The following is a 26,420-nucleotide window of genomic DNA, read 5'->3' as shown; positions in this document are numbered from 1 at the left end:
GGTGGGTCCTACCCGCCGCCGGGGAACTATCCGCCTCCCCCGTCGGGTGGTGACTACCCGCCCCCTCCGGGTGCGTACGGCGCCGGGAGCTTCGGTGGTCCGCCTCCGAATCAGCTGAGTGTCGGCGACGCGATCTCCTACGGCTGGTCGAAGTTCAGCGGTAACGCCGGCGTGTGGATCGTCTTCATGCTCGCCGCGTTCGTCATCCAGGGCCTGATCAGCGGCATCTTCAACGGGTTCGACTTCACCGGTGAGGCGACGGACTTCACCTTCCTGAGCGCCATCGGCAGCATCGTCTCGGCGATCGTCGGATACCTGATCCAGGCCGCCTTCGTGCGCGGTGCGCTGGCCGAAACCGACGGGCAGCGCCCCGCTTTCGGGACGTTCCTCCAGATCGGCCCGATCGGTGCGGTCATCCTCGCAGGTCTGCTCGTGGGCATCGGCACGTCGATCGGTCTCGTGCTGTGCATCCTCCCGGGCCTGGTGTTCGCGTTCTTCGCGTGGTGGACGATGCAGTTCGTCATCGATCGCAATCAGGATGCCGTCACCGCGATCAAGTCGAGCTTCAATGCCGTCAAATCGAATGCGGGAACGCTGGTGTTGCTCGCCCTCGCACTGCTCGGCATCAATCTCCTCGGTGCCCTGTTGTGCCTGATCGGCCTGCTGGTCACCGTGCCGGTGTCGATCATCGCCGTCACGTACGCCTACCGGGTCACCACGGGTGGTCCCGTAGCGGCCTGACACAACCCCGGCGGGACCCTCCCGTCGCATCCGTAGGCATATCTACCGACGCGCCACGGCACGCTGTACCGTGGCGCGTTGCCATGCCGATCGCGACAAGGGAGACATAAGTGACCACTGGTGGCTATCCACCCCCTCAGCAGGATCCTCGGGCGACGGGCGCTCATCCCGGCGCCCCCTCGTACGGCGCCACCCCGCCCGATTACACCCAGCAGTTCCCGCAGTACGGCGCGCCCCAGAACGGTGGCCCCCAGTACGGCGCTCCTCAGTACGGAACCCCGCAGAACGGAACGCCCCAATTCGGTGCGCCCCAGTTCGGCGCTCCTCAGTACGGTGCACCCCAGTACGGGGCGCCGCAGGACGGTGGGTTCGGCGGCCCGGGATTCCCCGGCCCGGATCCGAATTTCGGTGCCGGCACCCCGGGGGAACTGCTCCCGCGTCTCGGCGCCCGCATCATCGACGGCCTCATCGTTGGTATCCCCATGGGGATCCTGAGCGCGATCATGATCCTCGCGAGCGGTGGAAGCGGTTTCGTGGACTTCTTCATGACGGTCGTCAGCGGTGTCGTCGCCTTCGGCTACTGGACGTACATGGAGTCCGCTCGGGGCGCGACGATCGGCAAGAAGCTCCTCGGCTTGTCGGTCGCCGGCCCTGCCGGTGGTAACCCCACCCTCGAGCAGGCCGCCAAGCGCAACGTCTTCGTCGCGCTGCAGATCCTCACCGGCGTCCCGCTGCTGGGCTTCCTCGCCGGTCTGCTGTCGCTCGCCGCATACATCGGTATCGCGGTCACCATCGAGCAGGACGGCAACAAGCAGGGTTTCCACGACAAGTTCGCCGGCGGCACCCGGGTACGTAAGTCCTGATCTCCCGTGCGCTCCGGGTCCCGTCCTCGTCAGGACGGGACCCGTTCGTCGCATATGGGGTGTTCGCGCACGTACAGACGGTCCGCAACTTCGTGATCACCCCGCGGAGATGCTTGGATGTCCGGGTGACCGAGCACGGATCGAACACCTCCCCCGCCCTCTTCGACCACGCCGCCTTCGCGCGCGTGGGACGCAGCCCGTACACGGGGATCGTCGTGCTGTTCACCGCGGTGCTGATGATCTCCAACATCTCCGCGACGAAGGGCATCGCGTTCTTCACCGGCTCCGAACTCACCGTCGGGCCGCTGCAGATCCTGCCGATCATCACCGACGGCGGGTTCTTCCTGTTCCCCCTCGCCTACATCCTCGGCGACGTGCTCAGCGAGGTGTACGGCTTCGCGGCCACCCGCCGCGCCGTCTTCTACGGCTTCGGGGCGGTCGCGCTGTCCGCGCTGTGCTTCTGGATCACGCAGCAGCTGCCCCCGGCCGACTTCTACGCCGGTCAGGAGTCCTTCGAGAACGTCCTCGGTGTGGTACCCCGGATGTTGATCGCCGGGCTCGCCGGGTACGCGGTCGGGCAGTTGCTCAACTCGTACGTGCTCGTCCGCATCAAGGAACGCACCCGGGAGAAGCACCTGTGGGCGCGGCTGATCGGGTCGACCGTCGTCGGCGAGTTCGCCGACACCCTCATCTTCTGCTCGATCGCCGCAGGGGCCATCGGCATCACGACCTGGGCCGACTTCGTCAACTTCGTGATCGTCGGGTTCCTGTGGAAGACGCTGGTCGAGATCGTCGTGCTCCCGGTGACCTACCGCGTGATCGCGTACGTCAAGAAGCGCGAACCCTCCTACGCCTGACGACTCACGCCCTGACGACTCAGGCCCGACGCCGGCTCGCGTAGAACCGGCCGAGCGTCTCGGCCTTGAACTCGGCAAGCGTGCCGTTCTCCATGTTCGCCCGGATGTCGTCGACGAGGCGCACCGTGAACCGTTCGTTGTGGATCGTGCACAACGTCGAGGCGAGCATCTCCTTCGCCTTGAACAGGTGGTGGATGTACGCGCGCGTGTAGTTCCGGCAGGTGTAGCAGTCGCAGTTCTCGTCGATCGGCGTGAAGTCGCGCCGGTGACGGCTGGTGTTGATGTTGAACCGGCCGTCGGGGTGGTAGATCGCGGCGTTGCGCGCGACCCGCGACGGATTGACGCAGTCGAAGGTGTCGACGCCGTGCTCGACCGCGACGAAGATGTCGTCGGGTTCGCTGATGCCCAACAGGTGTCGCGGCTTGTGCTCGGGCAGCTCCTCGGTGCACCACCGCACGATCGTGCCGAGATTGTGCTTCTCGAGCGCACCGCCGATGCCGTAGCCGTCGAATCCGCGGCCGGTCTCGCCGACGATGGACTCGAGGCCCCGGCAGGCCTGTCGTCGCAGGTCCTCGTACTGCGCGCCCTGCACGACGCCGAACAACGCCTGGTAGGGGCGGCGAGCGCGTTCGGCGGTGAGCTTCTCGTGCTCGGCGATGCACCGCACCGCCCACGCCTGGGTCCGTTCGAGGGAGCGTTCCTGGTAGCCGCGGGTGTTCATGAGGGTCGTGAGCTCATCGAAGGCGAACATGATGTCGGCGCCGAGCTCGTGCTGGATACGCATCGACACCTCGGGGGTGAACCGGTGCCGCGACCCGTCGAGGTGCGATTTGAAGGTCACCCCGTCGTCGTCGACGTGGGCGAGCCGCTCCTTGCCCTTGGCGATGACGTCGTCGTTCTGGACACCGACGGACTCCATCGCGATGACCTTCTTGAACCCGGCTCCGAGCGACATGACCTGGAAGCCGCCGCTGTCGGTGAAGGTCGGACCGGGCCAGTTCATGAACTTCCCGAGCCCGCCGGCCTCGTCGACGATGTCGGAGCCGGGCTGCAGGTAGAGGTGGTAGGCGTTGGCGAGCAGCGCCTGCGAGCCGAGCTCGGCCATCGTCTCGGGCAGCACCGCCTTGACGGTCGCCTTCGTGCCCACCGGGACGAAGGCCGGGGTGCGGATGTCTCCGTGCGGGGTGTGGATCGTGCCCGTGCGGCCGAGTCCGTTGTCGAGACGCGCTCCGACCGTGAAGAAGGGATCGGGCGGGGTCGGAATGCTGGAATCGGTCACTTCCGTATCCAATCACGTCGGGAAGGTGCGGCCTTCTCGCGGCGGCGGACGGAGATCGCGAACACGGCGACACCGGCGAGCGCCAGCAGCACACCGACCGCGGCGGGAGCGGTGTAGCCGAACCCGGCCGCGATCACGACCCCGCCGATCCACGCACCGAACGCGTTGGCCAGGTTGAACGCGGCGTGGTGCAGCGACGCCGCGAGCGTCTGGGCGTCCTCGGCGACGTCCATCAACCGCACCTGCAGGGCCGGGCCCACCGCGGCGCATCCGACACCCAGGCCGAAGACCATCACGAAGGCGGTCCACGGGTTGTGGGCTGCGGCGACGAACAGCGCGAGCAGCACCGCGAGCGAGGTGATCGACGCGTAGACGCCGGGGATCACACCGCGGTCGGCGACGCGACCACCGATGGCATTGCCGACGACCATGCCCACGCCGAAGAGCATCAGCGCGACCGGCACCAGCGATCTCGACACTCCGGCGACGTCGGTCAGCGTGGTGCTGATGTAGGTGTACACCGCGAACACACCACCGAAGCCGATGACGGCCACGGCGAGCGTGAGCCAGACGGTGCTGCTCTTCAACGCCCCGAGTTCGACCCGCACGCTGGTCGTCGGTATCGACAGTGTCGGCACCCAGGCGGCGAGAGCGACGATGGTGGCCACTCCGATCACCGCGACCAGCACGAACGCCGCGCGCCAGCCCAGCGCCATGCCGAGCCACGAGGCAGCGGGCACCCCGACGACGTTCGCCACCGACAGCCCCATCATCACCAGCGACACCGCCCGCGCGCGGCGACCGGGTCCGGCGAGGTGCGCCGCGACCAGTGCGGCGACCCCGAAGTACGCGCCGTGCGGCAGGCCGGCGACGAAGCGGGAGACGACGAGCAGACCGTAGTTCGGGGCCAGCACCGTGGCGGCGTTCCCGAGGGTGAACGCGACCATCAGCGCGACCAGCAGTGTCTTGCGCGGCACGCGGGCGGCGATCGTCGCGATGAGCGGGGCACCGACGACGACACCGGCCGCGTAGGCGGAGACGACGTGGCCCGCGGTGGGTTCGGAGACCCCGATGCTCGTCGCGATCTCGGGGAGCAACCCCATGGCGACGAACTCGGTGGTTCCGATCCCGAACCCACCGAGGGCGAGCGCCCACATCACGAGCGTGCGCGCGGGATGTCCGGAGTCGGTGTGGGCAGGATCGTCGAGTGGGCGGCCGGAAGCCGTGGTGGTCATCGGTGAGGAAACCTTCGATCTGTCGAGGGTCCCGGAGCCGGAGGTCGTGCGGGCCGGGACGCGGGCGCGCTGGGGGAGCGACGCGGGGGCAGCCTCCATTCTGGGGCAGTCCGGCCTCACACTTCTCCCCGCGGCGACGTGAGTTCCGCCATCTCCTGATCGTCAGGTGAGGAAGGTCGTATCCGCCCGCTCGGCCCTGCGCGCCTCGATCCTCCTGGCGACGAACTTGCCGATCTCGTCCACCCACAGCACGGACGAGCCGACGGCGACCGCGAGCAGCCACTGCTCGGAGGTGAGCGAGGTGGTGTCCATGAATCCCTGCAGGGCGCCGAGTTGCACGACGCAGATCTGAAGGACGACGACGGCGCCGATCGCGATCCAGATGGTGTGGTTGGTGAACGTCTGCGCCGAGAACACCGATCCGAGATCCGAGCGCACGTTGAACAGGTTGAACACCTGGTAGAAGACGAATGTCGTGAACGCGAGGGTGGTGGCGAACAACGGGTCGGATGCACTGTCGGGGAACAGTTCCGGCCCGAAGTGCAGGACCGCGATCGTGCCCACCGTCATCACGATGCCGAGGCCGAGGATGCGCTGGACCCGGGAGCGTTCGAGCAGCGCCTCGTTCGCAGGCCGCGGTCGTCGCCGCATCGCGTCGGGGGCGGTCGGGTCGACACCGAGCGCGAGCGCCGGCGGTCCGTCCATGATGATGTTCACCCACAGGATCTGCAGTGCGCTGAAGGGCGCGCCACCCGCGAGGCCGAGCACACCGGCCGTCAGGAAGATCAGGACGAAGCCCCACGCCGTGGTGAGCTGGAACTTCACGAATTTGATGATGTTGTCGTAGATTCCGCGTCCCTCGGCCACGGCGGCGACGATGGTCGCGAAGTTGTCGTCGGTGAGGATCATGTCCGCGGCGCCCTTGGAGACGTCGGTTCCCGTGATGCCCATGGCCACACCGATGTCGGATTGTTCGAGCGCGGGAGCGTCGTTGACGCCGTCGCCCGTCATCGCGACGATCTGCCCGTCGGCCTGCAGCGCTTCGACGAACCTGATCTTGTGTTGGGGCGCCACGCGGGCGAGGACACCGAATTCCTTTGCCCTCCGGCGCAGTTCGTCGTCGGTGAGTTTGTCGAGATCCGCACCGGAGGCAGCCGACCCGCGGATTCCGAGTTCCTCGGCGATCGCGGAGGCCGTCACCAGATGGTCGCCGGTGATCATGTGCACCGAGATGCCCGCCTCGTGGGCGACGGCGATCGCATCCTCGGCTTCGGTCCGCGGCGGGTCGACGATGCCGACGATCGCGTGGATCGTCAGGTCGGCCACCTTCTCCTGCAGGGCATCGGTGTCGCCGCGGGGAACGGCGTCGAGGTCGCGCCCGGCGATCATGAGAGTTCGCAGACCTTCCGACGCGAGCGCCTCCACGGCCCGGTGGATCCTCGCGCGACCGTCGTCGTCGAGTGGAATCGGACCGTCGGGACCGGCGATCGAGGTGGCACGGTCGAGGAGCACACCCGGTGCACCTTTCACGAAACAGCGGTATCCGCCGTTCGGCAGGGTGTGGAAGGTGGCCATGTACTTGTAGTCCGAGTCGAACGGCACCTCCGCGATGCGGTTCAGCGCGGCCCGCGCACCCTCGACGTCGATGCCGCCCTTCTCGGCGAGCACCACGAGGGCACCCTCGGTGGGATCGCCGACCAGTATTCCGTTGCGCACGGTCGCGTCGTTGCACAGTCCCATCCCGAGCAGTGCGTCCGTGAAGTCCGGTGCGGGCAGGCCGTCGCCGACAAGGATCTTGCCGTCGGTTCCGTACCCGGTGCCGGTGACGCGGAAGGCACGACCCGCGACGAGCAGTCGCTGCGCCGTCATCTCGTTGAGGGTGAGGGTGCCGGTCTTGTCGGTGCAGATGTGGGTGGTGCTGCCGAGTGTCTCGACCGCGGCGAGTCGTTTGACGATCGCGCCGCGGGCCGCGAGGCGTGAGGCTCCCATCGCCAGGGTGAAGGCGACGACGGCCGTGAGCCCTTCGGGGATCGTCGCGACCGCCAGCGACACCGCGGTGACGAGGAGATCCGACCAGGTCTGCCCCCGCAGCAGTCCGAGGACGAACACCAGCGCCACCGTCACGATCGCGATGATCGTCAGGGCCTGGGCGAGCTGGCCGATGCGTCGTTGCAGCGGCGTCTGTTCGACACCTGCCGCTCCGAGAAGGGTTGCGATGGCTCCCATCTCGGTGCGCATGCCCGTTCCGGTGACGATCATCGCGGCACGTCCGCGTGTGACCTCGGTGTTCATGAACAGCATGTCGGTGCGGTCGCCGAGCGGTGCGTCGGGATCGTCGACGACGTCGACCTGTTTGTCGACGGGCTGGGATTCGCCGGTGAGGGCGGCCTCGGCGACCTGCAGCCGGACGGCGGTGACGAGTCGGCCGTCGGCCGGGACGGTGTCGCCGGCCTCGAGGAGCACCACGTCTCCGGGGACGAGTTCGGCGCGCGGCACCTCCGTCCCGCGACCGTCGCGCAGCACCCGGCTGGTGGACACCGACATCTTCTTCAACGCAGCGAGGCTGCTCTCGGCCCGGGATTCCTGCACGTAGTTCAGCACGGTGTTGAGCGCGATCACCGCGAAGATGACGACGGGGGTCTCCCACTCACGGGAGACGGTGGCGCTGACCACCGCCGCGACGACCAGAACGAGGGTCATCCTGTCGGCCAGCAGCGACAGCACGCGTCGCCAGGTCGGCACCTTCTTCGCCTCGTCGAGCAGGTTCGGGCCGTACTCGCCGCGGCGTCGTTCGACCTCGTCCGCGCTCAGTCCTCGTTGCGGATCGACCTCGAACGCCTCGGCGACGTCGGTCGCGGCGCGGGTGTGCCAACTCGAGGTGGTCGCGGGAGCCTGTGCGGACATCGGCACTCCTCGTTCGGGCTGCTCTCGGCGGATCGGGCGAACACGGTCCTGACGGCCGGTTTCACCGTAACCGGCGGAGCGTTCCACTGCGCCGGAAGCCGGTTCGTGATGTGCTGGATACGGCAGCGGAACCGGAGGAGTGAACGCGATGCGCGACAACCCGAACACCGACGATCCTGTCGTCCCCCTCGACGAGGACCAGTGCTGGGACCTGCTCGCGACGGGCAAGGTGGGCCGCCTCGTCACCGTCGTCGGCGGACGACCGGAGATCTATCCCGTCAACTACGTCACCGACGATCGCACGGTGTACTTCCGCAGCGGTGAGGGCAGCAAGCTCTCCGAACTGGCGGTGCACCCGCAGGTGGCCTTCGAGGTGGACGAGATCCGCGAGGACTCCGCATGGAGCGTCGTGCTGCACGGACACGCCCGGATCCTGCGGAGCTTCGACGACGCGGCGCGGATCGACGCCCTCGGACTGTCGCCGTGGGTTCCCACCCCGAAGTACGACTACGTCGCACTGACGGCCACCGACCTCACCGGGATGCAACTCACGCTCGTCAAGCGCTGACCGGTGGTGCCCTCTGCGCAGCAGCACCGCCTGTTGATGCGGTTCATGCTGCTGTCGGTGGCGACCGCGCTCGCGACGATGCTGCTGAAGGCATCGGCGGCGTGGATCACCGGATCCGTGGGTCTGTTGTCGGACGCACTCGAATCCGGGGTCAACCTCGTCGCGGCGCTCGTCGGTCTCGCGGCGCTACGTCTCGCCGCGAAGCCGGCCGATGCGAACCACGATTTCGGGCACGGGAAGGCCGAGTACCTCTCCGCCGCGGTCGAGGGCACCATGGTCTTCGCCGCCGCGACGGTGATCCTGTGGACCTCGGTCGAGCGCCTGATCTCACCGCAGCCGGTGACCGAGGTCGGACTCGGTCTCCTCCTGTCGGCCGGATCGTCGGCGCTCAATCTCGTGGTCGGTCTGCTGCTCATCCGGCAGGGTCGGGCACACCGGTCGATCACGCTGGTCGCCGACGGGAAACACCTGCTGACGGACGTGTGGACGTCGGCGGGCGTGCTCGTCGGCGTCGCGCTGGTCGCGCTGTCCGGGTGGGACGTGCTCGACCCGATCGTGGCGATCCTCGTCGCCCTGAACATCCTGCGGATCGGTTTCGGCCTCGTGCGGCAGGCGGTCGTCGGCATGCTCGACGCGGTTCTTCCCCCGGAGGACGTGACGGCGGTGAACGCCGTCCTCGACCGCTATCGGGAACCGGGGGTGGTGACGATCCTGCCGCCGCGCACCCGCGAGTCGGGACGTCAGCGCTTCGTCTACCTCGTCGTGCGGGTGCCGGGCGACTGGACGGTGCGGGCCGGGCACGACCTGCTCGACCGCATCGAGGCCGATCTCGCCGAGGCGCTGCCCGGTGTCGTGGTGTTCAGCCATCTCGAGCCCGACCGCGCCCCCACGGGACGCAGATGAGTGATCAGGACGAGGCGACGAGTCCGGCACCGAGGCCGAGCATCAGGACCGCGACGCCACCGTCGAGGATGCGCCACGAGGACGGCTTGGCGAACCAGGCGCGCAGATAGCGGGCCCCGTACCCGAGGGCGGCGAACCACACGACGCTCGCGGTGATCGCCCCGGCACCGAACCACCACCGGCCGGGGTTGCCGTAGTGGTTGGCCACCGAACCGAGCATGAGCACGGTGTCGAGATAGGTGTGCGGGTTGAGCCAGGTCAGCGCCAGACAGGTCAGCAGGGCCGCGCCGATGGTGACGGCACCGCCCGGGGCAGCGGACAGTGCCGACGGCTTCAGCGCGCGACGTGCCGCGAAGAGTCCGTAGCAGATGAGGAAAGCGGCACCCGCCCAACGGATCACGTCGATCGCGCCGGGAGCGCGGTCGAGGATCGTCGCGATCCCGGCGATGCCCGCGGTGATGAGCACGGCGTCGGAGATCACGCAGATCGCGATCACAGGCAGCACGAATCGTCGCGCGATCGCCATGCGCAGGACGAAGGCATTCTGCGCACCGATGGCGGCGATGAGGGACAGACCTGTGACGAATCCGGCGACGACGAGTGACATGGCATCGACGCTAGGAATCCTGTCGAGATAAGAACAGTTGATTTTGCTGTACCTGCATTAGAGTTTCTTAATGTGGATCTCGACTTCGCTCAACTTCGCACTTTTGCAACGGTATTGGACGAGGGCACTTTCGAGGGTGCGGCGGCTGTTCTTCGCGTCACACCGTCCGCGGTGAGCCAACGCATCAAGTCGCTCGAACAACACGTCGGTCAGGTACTGCTGCGACGGACCCGGCCCGTCAGCGCGACCGCGGCCGGCGAAGTGGTGATGCGGCTCGCCCGGCAGGTCGCGCGGCTGGAGCAGGACGCCTCCGAGGAACTCGGTCTCGGCGCCGACACCGGGAGTTACGCCACGATCCCGCTCGTCGTCAACGCCGACTCGATGTCCACCTGGATGCTGCGCGCCCTGGCCCGGATGCCCGTGCGCTACCGAGCCCTGTTCGAACTGCACCGCGAGGACGAGTTCCACTCCACGGATCTGTTGCGCGACGGAACCGCCATGGCTGCGGTCACCTCCGTCCCCGAACCCGTGCAGGGCTGCACGTCCGAGAAGCTCGGCGCCATGCGCTATCACGCGATGGCGAGCGTGGACTTCGCCGAACGCTGGTTCCCCGAGGGCATGACCCCCACCGAACTGCGGGAGGCCCCGATGCTCACCTTCGACCGCAAGGACGACATGCAGGATCGCTTCGTCCGCAAGCGGACCCGGCGGCGGCTGAATCCGCCGCGCAACTACGTTCCGGGCGCCCTCGAATTCGTCGAGGCCGCGCGGCTGGGGTTGGGCTGGGCCATGCTCCCCGACGCGATGGTCGCCGACACGACCGATCTCGTGAGCATGGCCCCGGACGACCCGATCGCCGTGCCGCTGTACTGGCAGCGGTGGCGGCTGGACTCCCCCGTGCTCGACGCGCTGACCGATGCGGTCCGTCGCACCGCGCGCGAAGTGCTGCACTGACCTCCCGGAATCCGACCTTCCGAAACGGGAGCGGCCTGACGCCCTACCTCGATCAGCGGCATGCGCCAGACCTTGTCGTCTCACCGCGCCTGCATCGCGCCGATCGGGTCGACATACATCACCCGCGACGCCGCACCGAGCGCCGCCGCCGACCGCAGATCGTCATCGGCTTCCGAGAACCGCAGTGGCACATCGTTGTACGACGACTGCTGCCGGTAACCGTCGGACACGTCCTCGCGCTCCCGTCCATGTCGGGTGAACAGCTCACCACCGACGGTCACCGCGTCGGGATTGACGACGTCGCGCACCAGCGCGACCGCACGGCCGAGGAGCACCGCCTGGTTCGGCGACGGGTCGGTGCCATCGGCACTCCCCGGTTCGAGTACAGCACAGAACGATTCGATGTCGTCGGCCGAGGACCGTGCGAGGCCGTCCACGAGCCACGCCATCGAGATCGATTCTTCCGCACACAGATACAGCCAGCTCTCGGGTCGTCGCCGGAAGGCGCTCTCGCACCGGCGGTATTCGACCTCCGCGACCGCCTCCACGTACGGAACGACCGTGTACGGCGTGGGCACGATCGCCCGGAACAACACGTCCACGGGCGCTTCGCACCAGCCCAGTCGCGGGTGGTCGAGCGCCCCTCGGTGCTCGTCGTACAGACCACCCACCGCGAGCCCTGCCTACAGCGGCTGCCTGCCTCGCTGGTGGGACTCGTGCACCCGCAGCGCCGCACCGATCGCGGCGAAGACGTCGAACACCGACGCCGGTGTCGCGAAGGTCGTCCGGTGCAGTTCCCGTCCGAGCAGGTCGCCGGAAACCACCCGGGTCTCCCGCTCCCCCAGATGGATACCGGCGAGGAAACCCCGTTCGGTGTCCACCTCCACCGGCACGTGCGGCCGTCCCACCCGTCCCCGCGGAGCGAGATCGGGGCGGTCGCGCAGCAACCCGTGCTCGAGCAACGACGTCACCGCCCGGTTGACCGTCGACGCCGACAGGCCCGTGAAATCGGCGAGCATCGTGCGCGTCGCCGGTCCCCCACGTCGCAGATGCTGCATGATCCGCCCCGCCGGTGTGGTCTCGTCGACCCGGAAGACCCCCGGTCGTCCAGATCGCACGGAGACCCCCGGTCGCGCAGAGCGCAGGAGATCGAGAGGTGACCGTACCGCTGTTGTCCGCACCTCCGTCATGGCCAGAAGTGTCCCGTCCCGCCCGCGAGGACGGAATGTTTCGTATCAGGCCGCGCCGAAGTCTCCCGCGTTCACTCCACGAGTGCCTTGAACTGCGCGTCGTACAGCCTCGCGTACGCACCGGCCGCCTCGAGCAGCCCCTCGTGGGTGCCCTGTTCGACGATCCGTCCGTCCTCCATCACCACGATGCGGTCGGCGTTCCGGATGGTCGACAGGCGGTGAGCGATGACGAAGCTGGTGCGGTCGTCGCGCAATCGCGCGGTGGCCTGCTGGACGAGCAGTTCGGTGCGGGTGTCGACCGAGCTCGTCGCCTCGTCGAGGATGAGGATCGACGGCTTGGACACGAACGCCCGCGCGATCGTGATGAGCTGACGCTCACCGGCGCTGAGGTTGCCGTCGTTCTCCTCGTCGATGATCGTGTCGTAGCCGTCGGGCAGGGCCCGCACGAAACGGTCGACGTAACTCATCCTGGCCGCGGACATGATCTGGTTCTCGGTGGCGTACGGATTGCCGTAGGCGATGTTCTCGCGGATGGTGCCGCCGAACAGCCAGGTGTCCTGCAGGACGATGCCGATGCGCGAGCGCAGTTCGTCGCGGGACATCGAACGGATGTCCACGCCGTCGACGAGGATCCGGCCCGCGTCGACCTCGTAGAAGCGCAGGATCAGGTTGATGAGGGTGGTCTTGCCGGCGCCCGTGGGTCCGACGATCGCGATCATCTGACCCGGTTCGGCCCGCAACGACAGGTTCTCGATGAGCGGCCGATCGGGGGTGTACGAGAAGGCGACGTTCTCGAACTCGACGAGTCCGTGCCGGCTCCACGGCATCGTCGGCGCCGCGACCTCCGGTTCCTCCTCCGGTTCGTCGAGCACCGCGAACACCCGCTCGGCCGACGCCGACGCCGACTGCAGGAGGTTGACCATCGCGCCGATCTGCGCGAGCGGCTGCACGAGCTGACGCGAGTACTGGATCATCGCCTGGATCTCACCGAGCGTCGCGGTGCCCGACGCGATCCGCAGACCACCGAGCACGGCGATGACGACATAGCCGACGTTGCCGAGGAAGGTCACGAACGGCATCACCAGTCCGGACACGAACTGCGCGCGGTAGGAGGCCTGGTACAGCGACTCGTTGGTGTCGGTGAAGCGTCGCTGCACCTCCGCGGTCCGGCTGTAGGCGGTGATGAGCTCGTGCCCGGTGAAGGCTTCCTCGACTTGCCCGTTGAGCTTGCCGGTCGTCTCCCACTGCGCGAGGAAGTGCTTGCGCGAGCGACGCGCGATCACTGCCGTCGCCACGACCGACGCCGGGACGGTCAGGATCGCGACGAGCGCGAGCATCGGCGAGATGAACAGCATCATCACCACGAGACCGAGCAGCGTCAGCACCGCGAGGACGAGCTGGGAGATGGACTCCTGCATGCCCGCCGCGACGTTGTCGATGTCGTTGGTGACGCGGCTGAGCAGGTCGCCGCGCGAATGCGTGTCGAAGTACCGCAGCGGCAACCGGTGGATCTTGCGTTCGATCCGCGACCGCATGTCGCGCACGACGCGCTGCACGATCTCGTTGAGGCCGTAGGCGGCGACCCAGATCAGACCGGACGAGAGCAGGTACAGCGCCAGGACGATGACGAGGATCCGGCCGAGGGCCGAGAAGTCGATGCCGAGTCCGGGCACCACGTCCATCCCCGAGACCATGTCGGCGAACTGGTCGCGGCCCTCGGCGCGCAGACCGGCGACGGCTTCTTCCTTGGTCTGTCCGGCGGGGAACTGCATGCCCACCACCCCGTCGAAGATGACGTCGGTGCCGCGGCCGAGCACGAAGGGCGCCACCGACATGCTCACGACGCCGAGGAAGGCGGAGAGCAGCACCGAGTAGACGGCGTAGCGGTGCGGGTGGAGCAGGCCGAGCACCCGGCGGACGGTGCGCAGACGCGACGGTGCCGCCGCTTCCGGAGTCGTCATATCGTGGCCATCCTCTGCGACTCGACGATCTCCGAGTACGTCCGGCACCGGCCGAGCAGACCGAGATGCGTCCCGGAATCGACCATGACGCCGTTGTCGAGGACGACGATGCGGTCGGCGTCCTGCACGGTGGAGACCCGCTGCGCGACGATGAGCACGCACGCGTCGCGCGTCTCGGGTTCGAGCGCCGCGCGCAGGCGGGCGTCGGTCGCCGGGTCGAGTGCGGAGAAGGCGTCGTCGAACAGGTAGATGGCGGGCCGGCGGACGAGGGCGCGAGCGATCGCGAGGCGCTGCCGCTGCCCGCCGGAGACCGTGGTGCCGCCCTGGGAGAGGACCGTGTTCAGTCCGTCCTCGGTCTTGTGGACGAAGTCGGCGGCCTGCGCGACCTCGAGGGCGTGCCACAGTTCGTCGTCGGTGGCGTCGGCGCGTCCGTACCGGAGGTTGTCGGCGATGGTGCCGGAGAACAGGTAGGCCTTTTGCGGCACGACGGCGATGCGCGAGCGCAGCACGTCGGTGTCGAGCGCCCGGACGTCGACACCCGCGACGAGCACCTGCCCGGCGGTGACGTCGATGAGCCGCGGCACGAGGCGCATCATGGTGCTCTTGCCCGAGCCGGTGCCGCCGATGATCGCGGTGGTGGAACCGGGGTCGGCGCGGAACGACACCCCGCTGAGCACGGGAGCGTCGGCACCGGGATACGAGAAACCGGCATTGCGGAGTTCGAGGGTGACGCGGGTCGGGAGTTCGCGGACCGGTTCGGCGGGCGAAGACACCGTCGGTTCGGTGTCGAGCACGTCGAGGATGCGCTCGGCGCAGACCGCGGCGCGCGGAGCCATGATCGCGACGAACGACGTCATGAGCACGGCCATGAGGATCTGGGCGATGTAGGTGATCATCGCGGTGATGGAGCCGACCTGCATCGCACCGGAGTCGATACGGTGGGCGCCCACCCACAGGACGCCGACGGTGCTCACATTCGAGATCAGCAGCACCGCCGGGTACAGCACGGAGTTCACGCGGCCGACGCGCAAGGCGGTGGCGGTGAGGTCGTCGTTGGCGCCGTCGAAGCGGGCCTTCTCGGTTTCGTCGCGCACGAATGCCCTGATCACGCGGATGCCGGTGATCTGCTCGCGCAACACCCGATTCACAGAGTCGATGCGCTTCTGCATGACCCGGAAGCCGGGCAGCATGAGCGCGATGAGCGCGGCCATGGTGAAGATCAGCACCGGGACGGCGACGACCAGCACGAGCGAGGTGCCGGGGTCCTGGCGGATCGCCATGATGACGCCACCGATCCCCATGATCGGGGAGGTCACGACGATGGTGCAGGTCATCAGCACGAGCATCTGAACCTGCTGCACGTCGTTGGTGTTGCGGGTGATCAGCGACGGGGCACCGAACGTCCCGAACTCGCGCGCCGAGAACCGCCCCACATTCCGGACGAGCGCGAGCCGCACGTCGCGGCCGAAGCCCATCGCGGCGCGCGCCGCGAAGTAGACGGCACCGGTCGCGGCGCCGACCTCGACGGCGCTGATGACGAGCATCAGCAGACCGGTCCGGACGATGTAATCGATGTCCCCGGTCGCCACGCCGTTGTCGATGATGTCGGCGTTGAGACTCGGGAGCAGCAACATGCCCCCGGTCGCGACCAGCTGCAGGAGTACGACCCCCGCGAGGGCACCCCGATAGGGCGCCATGAAGCGGCGCAACAGCCGTAGCAACATGGGCATTACGCTACCTGCGACTCCCTGCAGCAATCTTCACGATCCATCCGGGCGGCCACGCACCGCGTCGGGTACGTGGCCGCCCGGGGGTTCGTCACACGCGTGCGGATTCCGGTGCGGGCTCGGTGGCACCGAGCTCGCGGGTGAGCTTCTCGCCCTCGACGTCGACGTTCGGAAGGATCCGGTCGAGCCACTTCGGCAGCCACCACGCCTTGTCACCGAGTAGCGCCATCACCGACGGGATGATGACCATGCGGACGATGAAGGCGTCGAAGAAGACCGCCGCGGCGAGTGCGAAACCGATCGACTTGATCAGCGAGTCCGGTTCGGCGATGAACGCCGCGAACACCGAGATCATGATGATCGCCGCTGCGCTCACCACGCGCGCGCCGTGTGCGAAGCCGCTGCGGACGGCCTCGAGTGCGCTCGCGCCGTGGACGTAGTCCTCACGCATACGCGTCACCAGGAACACTTGGTAGTCCATCGCAAGACCGAAGACGACGCCGATGAGGATGATCGGCATGAAGCTCACGATGGGCTGCGGGTTGGCGATCAGGCCGCCCCAGCCCTCCTGGAAGACCGCGACGGTGGCACCGAAGGTCGCCAGGACGCTGAGCAGGAAGCCGAGAGTTGCGGTGAGCGGCACCAGGATCGAGCGGAACACCAGCATCAGCAGGATGAAGGCGAGGCCGACGACGACCGCGAGGTACGGAGCCAGTGCACTCTGGAGGCTGTCGGAGACGTCGCCCTCGAGCGCGGTCTGGCCGGTCACGCCGTAGGACAGGCCGAACTCCTCGTTCAGCTCGGTCTCGCCGTCGCGGATGCTCTGGACGAGGTCCATCGTCGCGGGATCGGTCGGGCCGCTGCGCGGAGTGACGAGGATCTGGGCGGTGTCTCCCGCCTCGTTCACCGCGACGATCTGGGCGTTGACGACCTCGTCGTTCTCGTACAGCTTGCCGACGACGGCACCGAACGCGACTGGGGCCTCCACGTCGGCGTTCTGGGTGTCGACGACGACGACCAGCGGGCCGTTGCGTCCGGGACCGAATCCCTCGTCGACCAGGTCGTAGGCCTTGCGGGCGCTGGTCGCCGGGTCGGCGGTGGCCTCCGACGGCAGGGCGAGGTTCAGTCCGGTGGCGGGCAGCGCGAGCGCACCGAGGAGGACCACACCGGCGATGAGCGGGATGGCCGGGCGTCGCGTGATCAGGCCGACGAACTTGGCGCCCGCCTTGGGGGTGTCGTCGTCGGAACCGCGCTTGTTCAGGAACGGGATGCGGCCGGCGAAGGCCTTCTCCCCGAACAGTCCGAGCACGGCGGGCAGCAGCGACACGGCGATGAGCACGGCCATGAGCACCGTGAACGCGGCAGCGTAACCCATGACCGACAGGAACGGGATGCCGACGACGCTCAGCGCCATGAGGGCGATGATGACCGTCAGGCCGGCGAAGACGACCGCGGAACCGGCGGTGCCCACGGCACGGCCGGCGGCCTCGGTGCGATCAGAGGTGATGGTGAGTTCGTGCCGGAAGCGCGAGACGATGAACAGCGAGTAGTCGATCGCCACGGCCAGACCGATCATGACCGCCAGCGTCGGGGTCATCGAGCTGAGGTCGGCGAAGCCGGAGGCGATGGTGATGCCGAGGCTGCCGATGCCGACGCCGACGAGTGCGGTGACCAGCGGAAGTCCGGCGGCGACGAGCGAGCCGAAGGTCAGGGTGAGCACGATCGCGGCGATGCCGATGCCGATGAGTTCGGCGGTGCCACCGGGCATGCCCATCTCGGCGGCAGCCGTACCGCTGACCTCGACGGTCAGGCCGGCGTCACGGCCGATCTCGGCGGCGTCGAAGATCTGGTCGCGCAGGGCCTGGTCGACGTCGGTGATCTCGCCCTCGAACGGGACGGTGACGAAGCCGACGGTGCGGTCGGCGCTCAGCGGCGACAGGGCCTGGGCGTCGGACAGCGCAGCCTCTTCGGAGGTGCCCTGCTGCGCGGCGACGGCCTTCATCTGCTCGACGAGACCGGCGTCGGCGAGGACCGGGTTGACCAGCGCGCCGGCCTGTTCCTCCGGCGAGGCGGTGGCGGGGTCGACCTTGGCGGGCGGCGAGACGCGGTCGATGCCGCGGACCGCGGCGAGGACCTCGTCGACGGCGGCCAGGTTCTCGGGGTCGTCGAGCGTCTGCCCGTCGGGCGCGGCGAAGACGTAACGCGCGCTGAGCCCGTTCATCGGATCTTCGGTCGACGGGAACCGCTCCGCCATGAGGTCCTGGGTCTTCTGCGCGGGGGTGCCCGGAAGCGTGAACGCGTCCGTGGTGGGCCCGGACAGGGTTGCTGCACCGACCCCGAAGAGCACGAGCAGCGCGATCCAGAAGGACAGCACTGCGCCCTTCCGTCGGTGGGCGAACTTGCCCAGCCGGTACAGGTAGGTCGCCACGGGGCACCCTTTCTATGTCGGAAGATCCTGGTGGGGTCGGATGGTCGGAACGGGCAGAGGTCCGGAATCAGGAGAATCCGCGTCGGAGCTGGTCGAACGCCTCGCGGATGAGCTCTTCGACCGACCGGTCCGTCGTCCCGGTCGCGTGTGTCTCCATGGCCGCGCGCACGGCGCCCATGGCGGCGTAGTTCAGCAGCGAGGGGTACAGGTCGGCATCGGGGTCGGTGCCGGTGCGTTCGGCGATGATCTCGACGAGCAACTGCGACGAACGCCGCTCGACCTCGATCTGCCGGGACAACAGCACGTTGCTCTCCTCGAGCAGGGTGATGCACGCGACGATCTCGCCGAACGGCCAGTCGGGGTTCTGCACGACGTCCAGGGCCACCGTGAGCAGCGAATCCATGATGTCCTCGTCGGCGGGACGATCGCGCAGCAGGTCGATCCACTCCTCGACCCGAGTCTCGAGATACGCGAGGACGGCGTCTTCCTTGCTCGCGAAGTAGTTGTGGAAGGTGCGGGTCGAGACACCCGCGCGCGCTGCGATCGCATCGGCCGTCACGGCGGCCAGACCGTGTTCACGAGCGAGTTCGGCCGCGGCGGTCGCGAGAGCCGCACGAGTGGCCGCCTTCTTGCGGTCGCGCAGGCCGGGAGTGATGGTCACTCCATCCAGGTTACTGATTTTGCAGAGTTCTGTAAGTTTGCAGAGTCATGCAAATTTATGACATCGCCCACAGGCGTTCCCGGCCTATCGCGGGCTTCACACCCGGCGACGCTCCCAGGCGCCCGGATCCTTCGTAAGATCCTCCACGAAACCGGGGAGGTCTCCCGTGACGACGTCCGCGAGCGATACCTCTTCGAGCACGGCGCGCAGGTTCACACGCACCGCGATCCACACGTCCTGCAGTCGTTCGGCCGCCCCGCTGTAGACGACGTCCTCGGGCCGCTCGCCACGCACCGACGCCAGCGGGCCCTCGACCGTGCGGATGATGTCGGCAATGGAGATCTCGGCCGCGGGTCGCGCGAGCCAGTAACCGCCCTCCGGTCCCCGCCGGCTGTTCACCAACCCACCGCGACGCAGGTCGGCGAGAACGGCCTCGAGGAACTTGTGCGGGATGGTCTGCGCCGTCGCGAGGGTCTCCGCCTTCGTCAGGCGACCGTCCTCGATCGCCGCGAGTTCGAGCAGGGTCCGCACGGCGTAGTCGACCCTCGCGGTGATGTGCATGCCATGCCTCTCGCGCTGCCTGATGTCGTCGGCCGGCCCGTCTCGACGGGACGGGTCAATTCCTACCAGCAATACCGAACCACCCGGAATCGTGAGGACGCGAGTCGCCACCCGGGTCCCGATTCGAGGGCCCTGGTGATGCAAGCCACACCAGCGGTAATGTGGACGGTTGTTCACAGCTATCGGAGGTCGTTGCGATGTGGGAAACCCTGCAGGAATCGTGGGGGTCGCTGCTCGACCCCCTCCACGATCCGGTGACCCTGGCGATTCCCGCCTTCCTCACCTTCCTGATCCTCGAATGGATCGCGGCCCGCACCCTCGAACACGTCGAGCCGGGCCCCGACGGACGCACCCGCCCCCCGCGCGGCGGCTACGAGAAGCGGGACGCACGCGCGAGCATCTCGATGGGTCTGGTCTCCATCGTCACGAGCGCCGCATGGAAGGTGCTGGCCCTCGTCGGATATTCGGCACTGTGGGTCTACGTCGCACCCTGGCACCTGCCCGCCGACGCCTGGTACACGTGGGTGATCCTGCTCGTCGGCATCGACGTCCTCTGGTACTGGTACCACCGGATGGCGCACCGCGTCCGCCTGGTCTGGGCGACCCACCAGGCGCACCACTCGAGCGAGTACTTCAACTACGCGACCGCGCTGCGCCAGAAGTGGAACAACAGCGGCGAGATCATCATGTGGCTGCCGCTCCCCCTGATCGGCATCCCACCGTGGATGGTTTTCGTCGGCTTCTCCGTCAGCCTCGTCTACCAGTTCTTCGTGCACACCGAGCGGGTCGGCACGCTCCCCCGCCCGATCGAATTCGTGTTCAACACGCCCTCGCACCATCGGGTGCACCACGGCTCCGATCCCGACTACCTCGACCGCAACTACGCGGGCATCCTCATCATCTGGGACCGGATGTTCGGCACCTTCAAGGCCGAGGACCACCGGCCCACCTACGGGCTCACCAAGCCCGTCGGCACGTACAACATCTGGGACCTGCAGACGCACGAGTACCGGGCGATCGCCCGCGACTGGCGTACGGCCGGGACGTTCCGCGACAAGCTCGGTTACGCCTTCGGCCCGCCCGGCTGGGCGCCGAAACAGACCCACGAGGAGGAGACCGAGAACGTCAGTTCTGCTCGAACGTGACGAGGAAGTCGACGCTGCCCGCGCCGTCGACCGTCACGAATCCGAGGTTCGGCGGCTCCACGCCGTAATCGGTCCAGGTGGTGGGGATGCTCCCCGACGCCACGAGACGCTCACCCGTGCGCAGGACGTCGACGTCGACGGTCACGGGCCGTTCGGCGCCGCGCAGGGTGAGCGTGCCGGTCGCGGTGACGGAACCGATGCTGCCGTCGTCGGGCAGGGACGTCAGATCCACGGGCTCGGTGAGGGCGAACGTCGCCGTCGGGTGCGCCGCGGTGTCCATCACCCGAGTGCGAAACTGGCCGTCGCGCTGGCCACCGTCGGTGGTGATGCCCTCGACCTGCACGACGACCTCGGCGGCCTCGAGGGTGCCGTCGGTGATGGTCGCCGAACCGGAGACCTGATCGGTGCTGCCCACCACGGTGACGTCGGCCCCGCGCAGGATCTCGTGCACCGTGTAGCCGGCGGCGGTGCGGTTGGGTTCGGCACCCTCGACGACGGTCCACTCCCCGTCGAGCTCACCGGTCGCGGCTTCGGCACCTTCGGTCGAGACGGACGCGGCGGGCGCGTCGTCCTCGGCGATGAACGTCCCGTATACCCATGGGGCGACGAAGAAGCCGAGCAGCGCCACGACCACGACGGCGACGAGCACCCACACCAGTTTCCGCATCCTGCAAATTTAAACGATGTCGGATTCCGTGTGGGGTGCTACGTCACTGCGGGGGCGCAACGTGAGCCACGCGATTCCGGCGGAGGCGATCATGAGGACCACCCCGATCCCGGAGGTGATCGTGACGCCGCTGTCGAACGCCGATCCTGCTGCGGCGAGCAACGCGTCGGCCCGGTCGGCGGGCAGGTTCCCGGCCACGGCGTGGGCGCCGCCGAGCGTCTCCCGAGCAACCTCCGACTGTTCCGTGCTCAGCCCGGCAGGGAGCAGGAGATGCGCAGTGTAGGACGCGGAGAGCACCGACCCGAGGATCGCCGTACCGAGCACGGCACCCATCTCGTAGGCCGTCTCCGACACCGCCGACGCGGCACCGGCCTTCGCGGGCGGGACACTCGACACGATGAGGTCGTTCGACAGCGTCTCCGCCGCACCGATACCCGCGCCGAGGACCGCGAACGCCACGATGATCGGGGTGAGCGCCGACGGTGAGGCGAGCAGGAACACCAGCGCGTAGCCGGTCGCCGAGAGCAGGAGCGCGCAGACGATGATCGACGACGGCTGCACCCACCGCACGAGCGCGACGACCGACATCCCGGCCACGACCATCACCGCCAGTCCCGGGACCAGGCTCAGTCCGGCCTCCATCGGGCTCTGTCCGATCACGAGTTGCAGATGCTGGGACACGAAGAACAGGAAGCCCACGAGGGAGACGACGGACAGCAGGTTCACCGCGACGGCACCGGAGAAGGTGGGCACGCGGAACAGACGGACGTCGAGCATGGGGTTCGGGCGCTGCAACTGCCGGCGCACGAACGCGACGAGCGCGACCACACCGACCACGGCCGGAACGACGGCGACGGCACCGAGGCCACTGTCCGCGATCTTCTTGATCGCGAAGACGATCGGCGCAAGGGCCAGCAGTGACAGCGCGATGCTCACGATGTCGATGCGGCCCGGATTCGGGTCCTTCGACTCGGGGACGAACATCGGCGCGAGCACGAGCAGCGGGATCAGCACCGGCACGGCCAACAGGAAGACCGAGCCCCACCAGGCATGTTCGAGCAGGAATCCGCCCATGATCGGCCCGAGTGCAGCGCCCGCCGCGAAACACGAGGCCCAGATCGCGATGGCGAGACGGCGCTGGGTGGCATCGAGAAAGATGTTGCGCAGCAACGACAGCGTGGACGGCATGAGCATGGCCCCGAAGAAGCCGAGTGCACCGCGGGCGGTCACGAGCAGTTCCGCGGAAGGTGCGTAGGCCGCAGCGACCGAGACGGCGGCGAATCCGGTCGCGCCGATGATCAACAGGCGGCGTCGCCCGATGCGGTCGCCGAGGCTGCCCATCGCCACCAGCAGACCTGCGAGCACCAGCGGGTAGATGTCGATGATCCACAACTGTTGCGCAGCGGTGGGCTGCAGCGCGGAGGAGATCCCGGGCAGCGCGAAGGCCAGGACGGTGTTGTCGACCGACACGAGCAGCACCGGAAGCATCAGTACCGCGAGCGCGACCCAGTCCCGAGGAGCCGCCTTCGTCACGGTGGGTTCCGAAACAGGCACAGATGTCGCCACGGATATCGAACTTTCGCGAGAGAGGAATCGAACCGTCGTTACTGTACCAGCTGGACGGTACAGTAACCACGTCGTACGATCGGGCCGTGCCACCTGCCCCTGCCGCCCGCGCCAAACTTCTCGACGCCTTCGTGACGATCCTGCTCGAGCAGGGCGAGCGCGCCGCGACACTCGAGTCCGTCGCCGCGGCGGCGAACGTGTCCAAAGGTGGTCTGCTCTATCACTTCCCGTCCAAGGACGCCCTCGTCGCGGCTCTCGCCGAACACCTCGAGACACTCGCAGCCGACGACGCCGAACTGATGCGCACGGCTCCCGAAGGACCGGCGACCTACTACATCCGCACCTCGGTCTTCGCCGACACCCCGCTCGACCGGGCCATCGTCGCCCTGACCCGCCTGAGCCAGACCGCGAACCCGCGCGCCCAGCAGGCGCTGCGCCGCATCCATCAGGGCTGGTTCGAGGCACTGTCCGACGAGGTCACCGATCCCGCTGCGGCACGAGCGGTGATGCTCATCGGCGACGGGCTCTACTACGGCGCCGCCATGTCGGGCGAGACAAGCACGACGCCGCCCGAGGACGTCGACGAACTCCTGAAAGTCGTGCGGAAACTGATCGGCCCGAGCGACTGAGTTCGGGGAGGTTGCGTGCGTCCGTTCGCGAAAATACGCACACAACCTCCCCTTCGATCGCCCTCACCCGAGCCGATGCAGTTCGACGTCGCGGAGCACGCCGTCGTCGATGGTCGCGGTCATGTAGGTGCAGTACGGCTGCCGACGCCGGTCGGTGGGTGAACCCGGGTTGAGCAGGCGCAATCCGCTCGGCGCGGTCGTGTCCCAGGGGATGTGCGAGTGGCCGAAGACGAGGACGTCGGTGTCGGGATAGGCCGCGGCCATCCGATTGTCGCGCCCGGTCGACGCCCCGGTCTCGTGCACCACCGCGACGCGCACACCGTCGAGGGTCACCCGCGCGACCTCCGGCAGCCGTTCCCGCAGGAGCGGACCGTCGTTGTTGCCCCAACACGCGACCAGCTGCCGGGACCGCTCTTCCAGCGCGTCGAGCAGTGTCACGTCCATCCAGTCGCCCGCGTGGATCACCACGTCCGCGCGGGCCACCTCGTCCCACACCTGCGACGGCAGGTCGCGGGCGCGCGTCGGTACGTGGGTGTCGGCGAGCAGCAGCAGTCGCATGGCCCCAGTCTGCCGTGGGGTCACAGTCTGCCGTGGGGTCACGGTCTGCCGTGGGTTCGCAGTGTGCCGCGGGCGCTCATGGGTAACCACGACGCATGACCACTCCAGCTCACGACAGACTCGCCATCGTCACCGGCGCCGACTCCGGCATGGGCAAGGCGACCGCCGAACTGCTCGCCACCGAGGGGTTCGACGTCGGCATCACCTTCCACACCGACGAGGCCGGGGCCGCGGACACCCGCGCCGGGGTCGAACAGCGCGGACAGCGGTGCTTCGTGGCCCGACAGGACCTGACCAGCCCGGACACCGCCGATGTGATCGACGAACTCACCGGAAAGCTCGGCGGTCTCGGGGTGCTGGTGAACAACGCCGGCACCGGACACCGCGACGAGGTGCTCGACCTGTCCTTCGAACGGTGGCGGGAGATGCTCTCCACCGACCTCGACGGCCCGTTCCTGTGCTCCCAACGCGCCGCGCGACACATGATCGACTCCGGGGGCGGCGGCCGCATCGTCAACATCACGAGCGTCCACGAGCACATCCCCCGCTACGGCGCCTCCGCCTACTGCACGGCGAAGGCCGGCCTCGGCATGCTCACGCAGTGCCTCGCCCTCGAATGGGCCCGCTACGGCATCACGGTCAACTCGGTGGCTCCCGGTGAGATCTCCACGCCCATGACCGGCATGGACGAATCCGAGGCCTTCCACGAGGAGCGACCGGGCAACCCCACCGGACGTCCCGGGCACGTCAACGAAGTTGCCTCCGTCGTCGCCTTCCTCGCGTCCCCACGCTCGTCGTACCTGACGGGGCGCTCGATCCCCGTCGACGGCGGCCTCATGTTGATGGCCGCGCACGGACACGACATGAACGACGGGAGTTGGCGCGAACTCTGACGACGACCGGCCGCCCATCCGCTAGCGTCCACCGGCGGATCGGTGGTCGACTCGGAATGGGGGAACTGGATGCGCACGACACCGCCTGCGGAGCGATTCGGGCCGGGAACGGCGAGGGGTTACCGAGCGACCCATCGTCCCGAGGTGTGGGGAGCGCTGATCGGCGCGGGTGGCGCGTCGGCCTTCATGCTCGTGAACGGTGCCGCTCTGGGATCACCGTGGACCTGGATCGTCGTTGTCGGATGGTTCTGCGCCATCGCTGTTTTCGTCTGGGCCGTGCTCATACGACCGCGGAGTTTCGAGCAGTTGGAGCCGCCCTCGAAGCAGGCATCGACGATCTACCTCGTGTCGGTCGCGGCCATGGTCGTGCTGATCGTCGGTGGCGCAAGGCTTCTCGCGTTGTTCGATCGTTCGGAACTGACGGTCGCATGGGTGGTCTGCGTCGTCGGTGCGCACTTCGTTCCCTTCGCACGGGCCTTCGGCCGCGCGATGTTCCGGGTCATGGGCTGGGGAATGCTGGTGATCGGAATCGTCGGTCTGGCAGGAGGTCTCGCATCGCCTGCGGTGGCAGCCGTCGCCGGTGTCGCGGCGGGGCTGTGGATGTTCGCCGTGATGGTCGCCGACGCCGTCGGCCGACCTCTCGTCACCGGGCGTCGGCCCGACTCCACAGTTCCTCGAGCGCCTCGTTGACTCGCTCCGGCTGCTGGACGTGCGGGTAGAAACCGGGAACTTCGAGCAGTTCTCCCCCGATCCGGTCGGCGACGACCCGCGCCGTGACCGTCAGCGGATCTCCCGCCAGCCGCTTGTACTCGTCGGGTGCGCCCGCCCAGTCACCGACGACGACGAGCTTCGGCCACGGCGCCGCCGCGAGCGACTCGAGGGGGATGTCGGCGTCCCAGCACGGTCTCTCCCGCATCGACGTCGCCGCTGCGCGTAGTCGCTTCGGGGTGGGTTCCGCCGGCGGCATGCCGACGCTCTCCGTGATGAGACGCAGATAGTCCTCCGCAGTGAGCTCGGGCGGGAGCGTCACCTGGGACGCGCGAGCGCGGGCGAGGTTCTCGGCGACCACCGGTTCGCTCTCCGCAACCTTCAGGCACCCGGGCTGGATCAGGCACAGCGACCGCACCAGGTCCGGCCGTTCCACCGCCGCGAGCATCGCTGCGACCGCACCGTACGAATGTCCGACGAGATGGGCGCCGTCACCGAGCAGTTCGACGATGTCGGCGGCGTCCACCTCGTAGTCGGTGCGATGGGCCCCGTCGAGATCCGGCGAGTCGCCGTGCCCGCGGCGGTCCATCAGGATCAGCCGACGTGACGCCCCCAAGGGCCGCTGCCAACCGAATCCGTAGGTCTCGTCGTCTCCCTCGGGCGCTTCGTCGACTCCGCAGTCCACTCGCAATCAAGTTCGCTATCCGCCACAGCAATTGCTGCGGCGGATAGCAAAAGCCGTAGCGGATGCTTCGGACCCCGGCCTTGGCGACCTGCAGGCATGAGAAAAGCCCCTCACCTGCACTAACAGGTAA

The 26,420-nt window shown here is 68.1% G+C and carries 25 protein-coding genes; 10 read left to right on the top strand and 15 right to left on the bottom strand.

What is annotated here, in order from left to right; genetic code table 11:
• Window positions 1-171: 171 nt before the first annotated feature.
• From KXC42_RS27680 to KXC42_RS01420, 3 genes are all read left to right on the top strand, one after another.
• The gene (locus KXC42_RS27680) at window positions 172-741 is read left to right on the top strand and encodes a hypothetical protein (protein WP_254704696.1); all 570 of its coding nucleotides are present in this window, start codon (window positions 172-174) and stop codon (window positions 739-741) included.
• A 110-nt stretch (window positions 742-851) separates the two neighbouring features.
• Complete coding sequence (locus tag KXC42_RS01425; RefSeq protein WP_219129837.1) at window positions 852-1,604, top strand: RDD family protein; 753 nt, start codon at window positions 852-854, stop codon at window positions 1,602-1,604.
• 125 nt (window positions 1,605-1,729) lie between these two features.
• A complete protein-coding gene (locus KXC42_RS01420; protein WP_033097971.1) occupies window positions 1,730-2,461 on the top strand; it encodes a queuosine precursor transporter in 732 nt (243 codons plus the stop codon).
• A gap of 19 nt (window positions 2,462-2,480) precedes the next feature.
• On the opposite strand, the gene tgt is transcribed toward KXC42_RS01420, so the two are convergent.
• The 3 genes from tgt to KXC42_RS01405 form a co-directional block, all read right to left on the bottom strand.
• The gene (tgt, locus tag KXC42_RS01415; RefSeq protein ID WP_006552517.1) at window positions 2,481-3,740 is read right to left on the bottom strand and encodes a tRNA guanosine(34) transglycosylase Tgt; all 1,260 of its coding nucleotides are present in this window, start codon (window positions 3,738-3,740) and stop codon (window positions 2,481-2,483) included.
• Entirely contained in the window at window positions 3,737-4,975 is a 1,239-nt protein-coding gene (locus KXC42_RS01410; protein ID WP_019290300.1) for an MFS transporter, read from the bottom strand. The genes tgt and KXC42_RS01410 overlap by 4 nt, the downstream gene beginning before the upstream one ends.
• A 162-nt stretch (window positions 4,976-5,137) precedes the next feature.
• Entirely contained in the window at window positions 5,138-7,879 is a 2,742-nt protein-coding gene (locus KXC42_RS01405) for a calcium-translocating P-type ATPase, PMCA-type (protein WP_219129836.1), read from the bottom strand.
• Between the two features lie 148 nt (window positions 7,880-8,027).
• On the opposite strand from KXC42_RS01405, the gene KXC42_RS01400 reads away from it, so the two are divergent.
• Both KXC42_RS01400 and KXC42_RS01395 read left to right on the top strand, forming a co-directional pair.
• Complete coding sequence (locus tag KXC42_RS01400; RefSeq protein WP_006552520.1) at window positions 8,028-8,447, top strand: pyridoxamine 5'-phosphate oxidase family protein; 420 nt, start codon at window positions 8,028-8,030, stop codon at window positions 8,445-8,447.
• 36 nt (window positions 8,448-8,483) lie between these two features.
• Window positions 8,484-9,350 (top strand): cation diffusion facilitator family transporter, encoded by an 867-nt coding sequence (locus KXC42_RS01395; RefSeq protein ID WP_170318520.1) that lies wholly within the window; start codon window positions 8,484-8,486, stop codon window positions 9,348-9,350.
• Between the two features lie 4 nt (window positions 9,351-9,354).
• Here the strand turns inward: KXC42_RS01395 and KXC42_RS01390 are convergent, their stop codons facing one another.
• Complete coding sequence (locus tag KXC42_RS01390) at window positions 9,355-9,957, bottom strand: LysE/ArgO family amino acid transporter (protein WP_006552522.1); 603 nt, start codon at window positions 9,955-9,957, stop codon at window positions 9,355-9,357.
• A 72-nt stretch (window positions 9,958-10,029) separates the two neighbouring features.
• Between KXC42_RS01390 and KXC42_RS01385 the strand changes: the two genes are divergently transcribed.
• Window positions 10,030-10,911: a LysR family transcriptional regulator ArgP gene (locus KXC42_RS01385; protein WP_082331804.1), complete on the top strand. Its 882-nt coding sequence runs from the start codon at window positions 10,030-10,032 to the stop codon at window positions 10,909-10,911.
• Window positions 10,912-10,991: 80 nt separating this feature from the next.
• On the opposite strand, the gene KXC42_RS01380 is transcribed toward KXC42_RS01385, so the two are convergent.
• The 7 genes from KXC42_RS01380 to KXC42_RS01350 form a co-directional block, all read right to left on the bottom strand.
• Entirely contained in the window at window positions 10,992-11,582 is a 591-nt protein-coding gene (locus KXC42_RS01380) for a hypothetical protein (RefSeq protein WP_219129835.1), read from the bottom strand.
• A gap of 12 nt (window positions 11,583-11,594) precedes the next feature.
• On the bottom strand, window positions 11,595-12,029 hold the full coding sequence (locus KXC42_RS01375) for a helix-turn-helix domain-containing protein (protein WP_219129834.1): 435 nt from the start codon (window positions 12,027-12,029) through the stop codon (window positions 11,595-11,597).
• Between the two features lie 143 nt (window positions 12,030-12,172).
• Window positions 12,173-14,062 (bottom strand): ABC transporter ATP-binding protein, encoded by a 1,890-nt coding sequence (locus KXC42_RS01370; RefSeq protein WP_219129833.1) that lies wholly within the window; start codon window positions 14,060-14,062, stop codon window positions 12,173-12,175.
• Window positions 14,059-15,786, bottom strand: coding sequence for an ABC transporter ATP-binding protein (locus KXC42_RS01365; protein ID WP_006552526.1), 1,728 nt, complete (start codon window positions 15,784-15,786; stop codon window positions 14,059-14,061). The genes KXC42_RS01370 and KXC42_RS01365 overlap by 4 nt, the downstream gene beginning before the upstream one ends.
• Window positions 15,787-15,880: 94 nt before the next feature.
• Complete coding sequence (locus KXC42_RS01360; protein ID WP_006552527.1) at window positions 15,881-18,217, bottom strand: MMPL family transporter; 2,337 nt, start codon at window positions 18,215-18,217, stop codon at window positions 15,881-15,883.
• 67 nt (window positions 18,218-18,284) lie between these two features.
• Entirely contained in the window at window positions 18,285-18,878 is a 594-nt protein-coding gene (locus tag KXC42_RS01355; protein WP_006552528.1) for a TetR family transcriptional regulator, read from the bottom strand.
• Between the two features lie 96 nt (window positions 18,879-18,974).
• Window positions 18,975-19,439 carry an Rrf2 family transcriptional regulator gene (locus KXC42_RS01350; RefSeq protein WP_024102742.1) on the bottom strand — a complete coding sequence of 155 codons (465 nt, stop codon included), beginning with the start codon at window positions 19,437-19,439 and terminating at the stop codon, window positions 18,975-18,977.
• A 197-nt stretch (window positions 19,440-19,636) separates the two neighbouring features.
• Here KXC42_RS01350 and KXC42_RS01345 point away from each other — a divergent pair, with 197 nt between their 5' ends.
• On the top strand, window positions 19,637-20,584 hold the full coding sequence (locus KXC42_RS01345; RefSeq protein ID WP_006552530.1) for a sterol desaturase family protein: 948 nt from the start codon (window positions 19,637-19,639) through the stop codon (window positions 20,582-20,584).
• Here KXC42_RS01345 and KXC42_RS01340 read toward each other — a convergent pair.
• Both KXC42_RS01340 and KXC42_RS01335 read right to left on the bottom strand, forming a co-directional pair.
• Complete coding sequence (locus KXC42_RS01340; protein ID WP_219129832.1) at window positions 20,565-21,251, bottom strand: YceI family protein; 687 nt, start codon at window positions 21,249-21,251, stop codon at window positions 20,565-20,567. The genes KXC42_RS01345 and KXC42_RS01340 overlap by 20 nt on opposite strands.
• Before the next feature lie 9 nt (window positions 21,252-21,260).
• A complete protein-coding gene (locus KXC42_RS01335; RefSeq protein WP_219130420.1) occupies window positions 21,261-22,805 on the bottom strand; it encodes an MFS transporter in 1,545 nt (514 codons plus the stop codon).
• 98 nt (window positions 22,806-22,903) lie between these two features.
• Between KXC42_RS01335 and KXC42_RS01330 the strand changes: the two genes are divergently transcribed.
• Window positions 22,904-23,446 (top strand): TetR/AcrR family transcriptional regulator, encoded by a 543-nt coding sequence (locus tag KXC42_RS01330; protein WP_219129831.1) that lies wholly within the window; start codon window positions 22,904-22,906, stop codon window positions 23,444-23,446.
• A gap of 63 nt (window positions 23,447-23,509) precedes the next feature.
• Here the strand turns inward: KXC42_RS01330 and KXC42_RS01325 are convergent, their stop codons facing one another.
• Window positions 23,510-24,004 (bottom strand): metallophosphoesterase, encoded by a 495-nt coding sequence (locus tag KXC42_RS01325; RefSeq protein WP_006552534.1) that lies wholly within the window; start codon window positions 24,002-24,004, stop codon window positions 23,510-23,512.
• A gap of 95 nt (window positions 24,005-24,099) precedes the next feature.
• Here KXC42_RS01325 and KXC42_RS01320 point away from each other — a divergent pair, with 95 nt between their 5' ends.
• Both KXC42_RS01320 and KXC42_RS01315 read left to right on the top strand, forming a co-directional pair.
• Complete coding sequence (locus tag KXC42_RS01320) at window positions 24,100-24,897, top strand: SDR family oxidoreductase (protein ID WP_219129830.1); 798 nt, start codon at window positions 24,100-24,102, stop codon at window positions 24,895-24,897.
• 69 nt (window positions 24,898-24,966) lie between these two features.
• Window positions 24,967-25,587, top strand: a complete 621-nt coding sequence (locus tag KXC42_RS01315; RefSeq protein WP_257605968.1) for a hypothetical protein — start codon at window positions 24,967-24,969, stop codon at window positions 25,585-25,587.
• On the opposite strand, the gene KXC42_RS01310 is transcribed toward KXC42_RS01315, so the two are convergent.
• The gene (locus KXC42_RS01310) at window positions 25,541-26,290 is read right to left on the bottom strand and encodes an alpha/beta fold hydrolase (RefSeq protein WP_257605967.1); all 750 of its coding nucleotides are present in this window, start codon (window positions 26,288-26,290) and stop codon (window positions 25,541-25,543) included. The two genes, KXC42_RS01315 and KXC42_RS01310, sit on opposite strands and share 47 nt — an antisense overlap.
• Window positions 26,291-26,420: the final 130 nt, after the last annotated feature.

The sequence above is a fragment of the Rhodococcus sp. LW-XY12 genome (assembly GCF_019317345.1).
Taxonomy (GTDB): Bacteria; Actinomycetota; Actinomycetes; order Mycobacteriales; family Mycobacteriaceae; genus Rhodococcus; species Rhodococcus pyridinivorans.
This window is presented reverse-complemented; position numbering and strand designations above follow the sequence as displayed.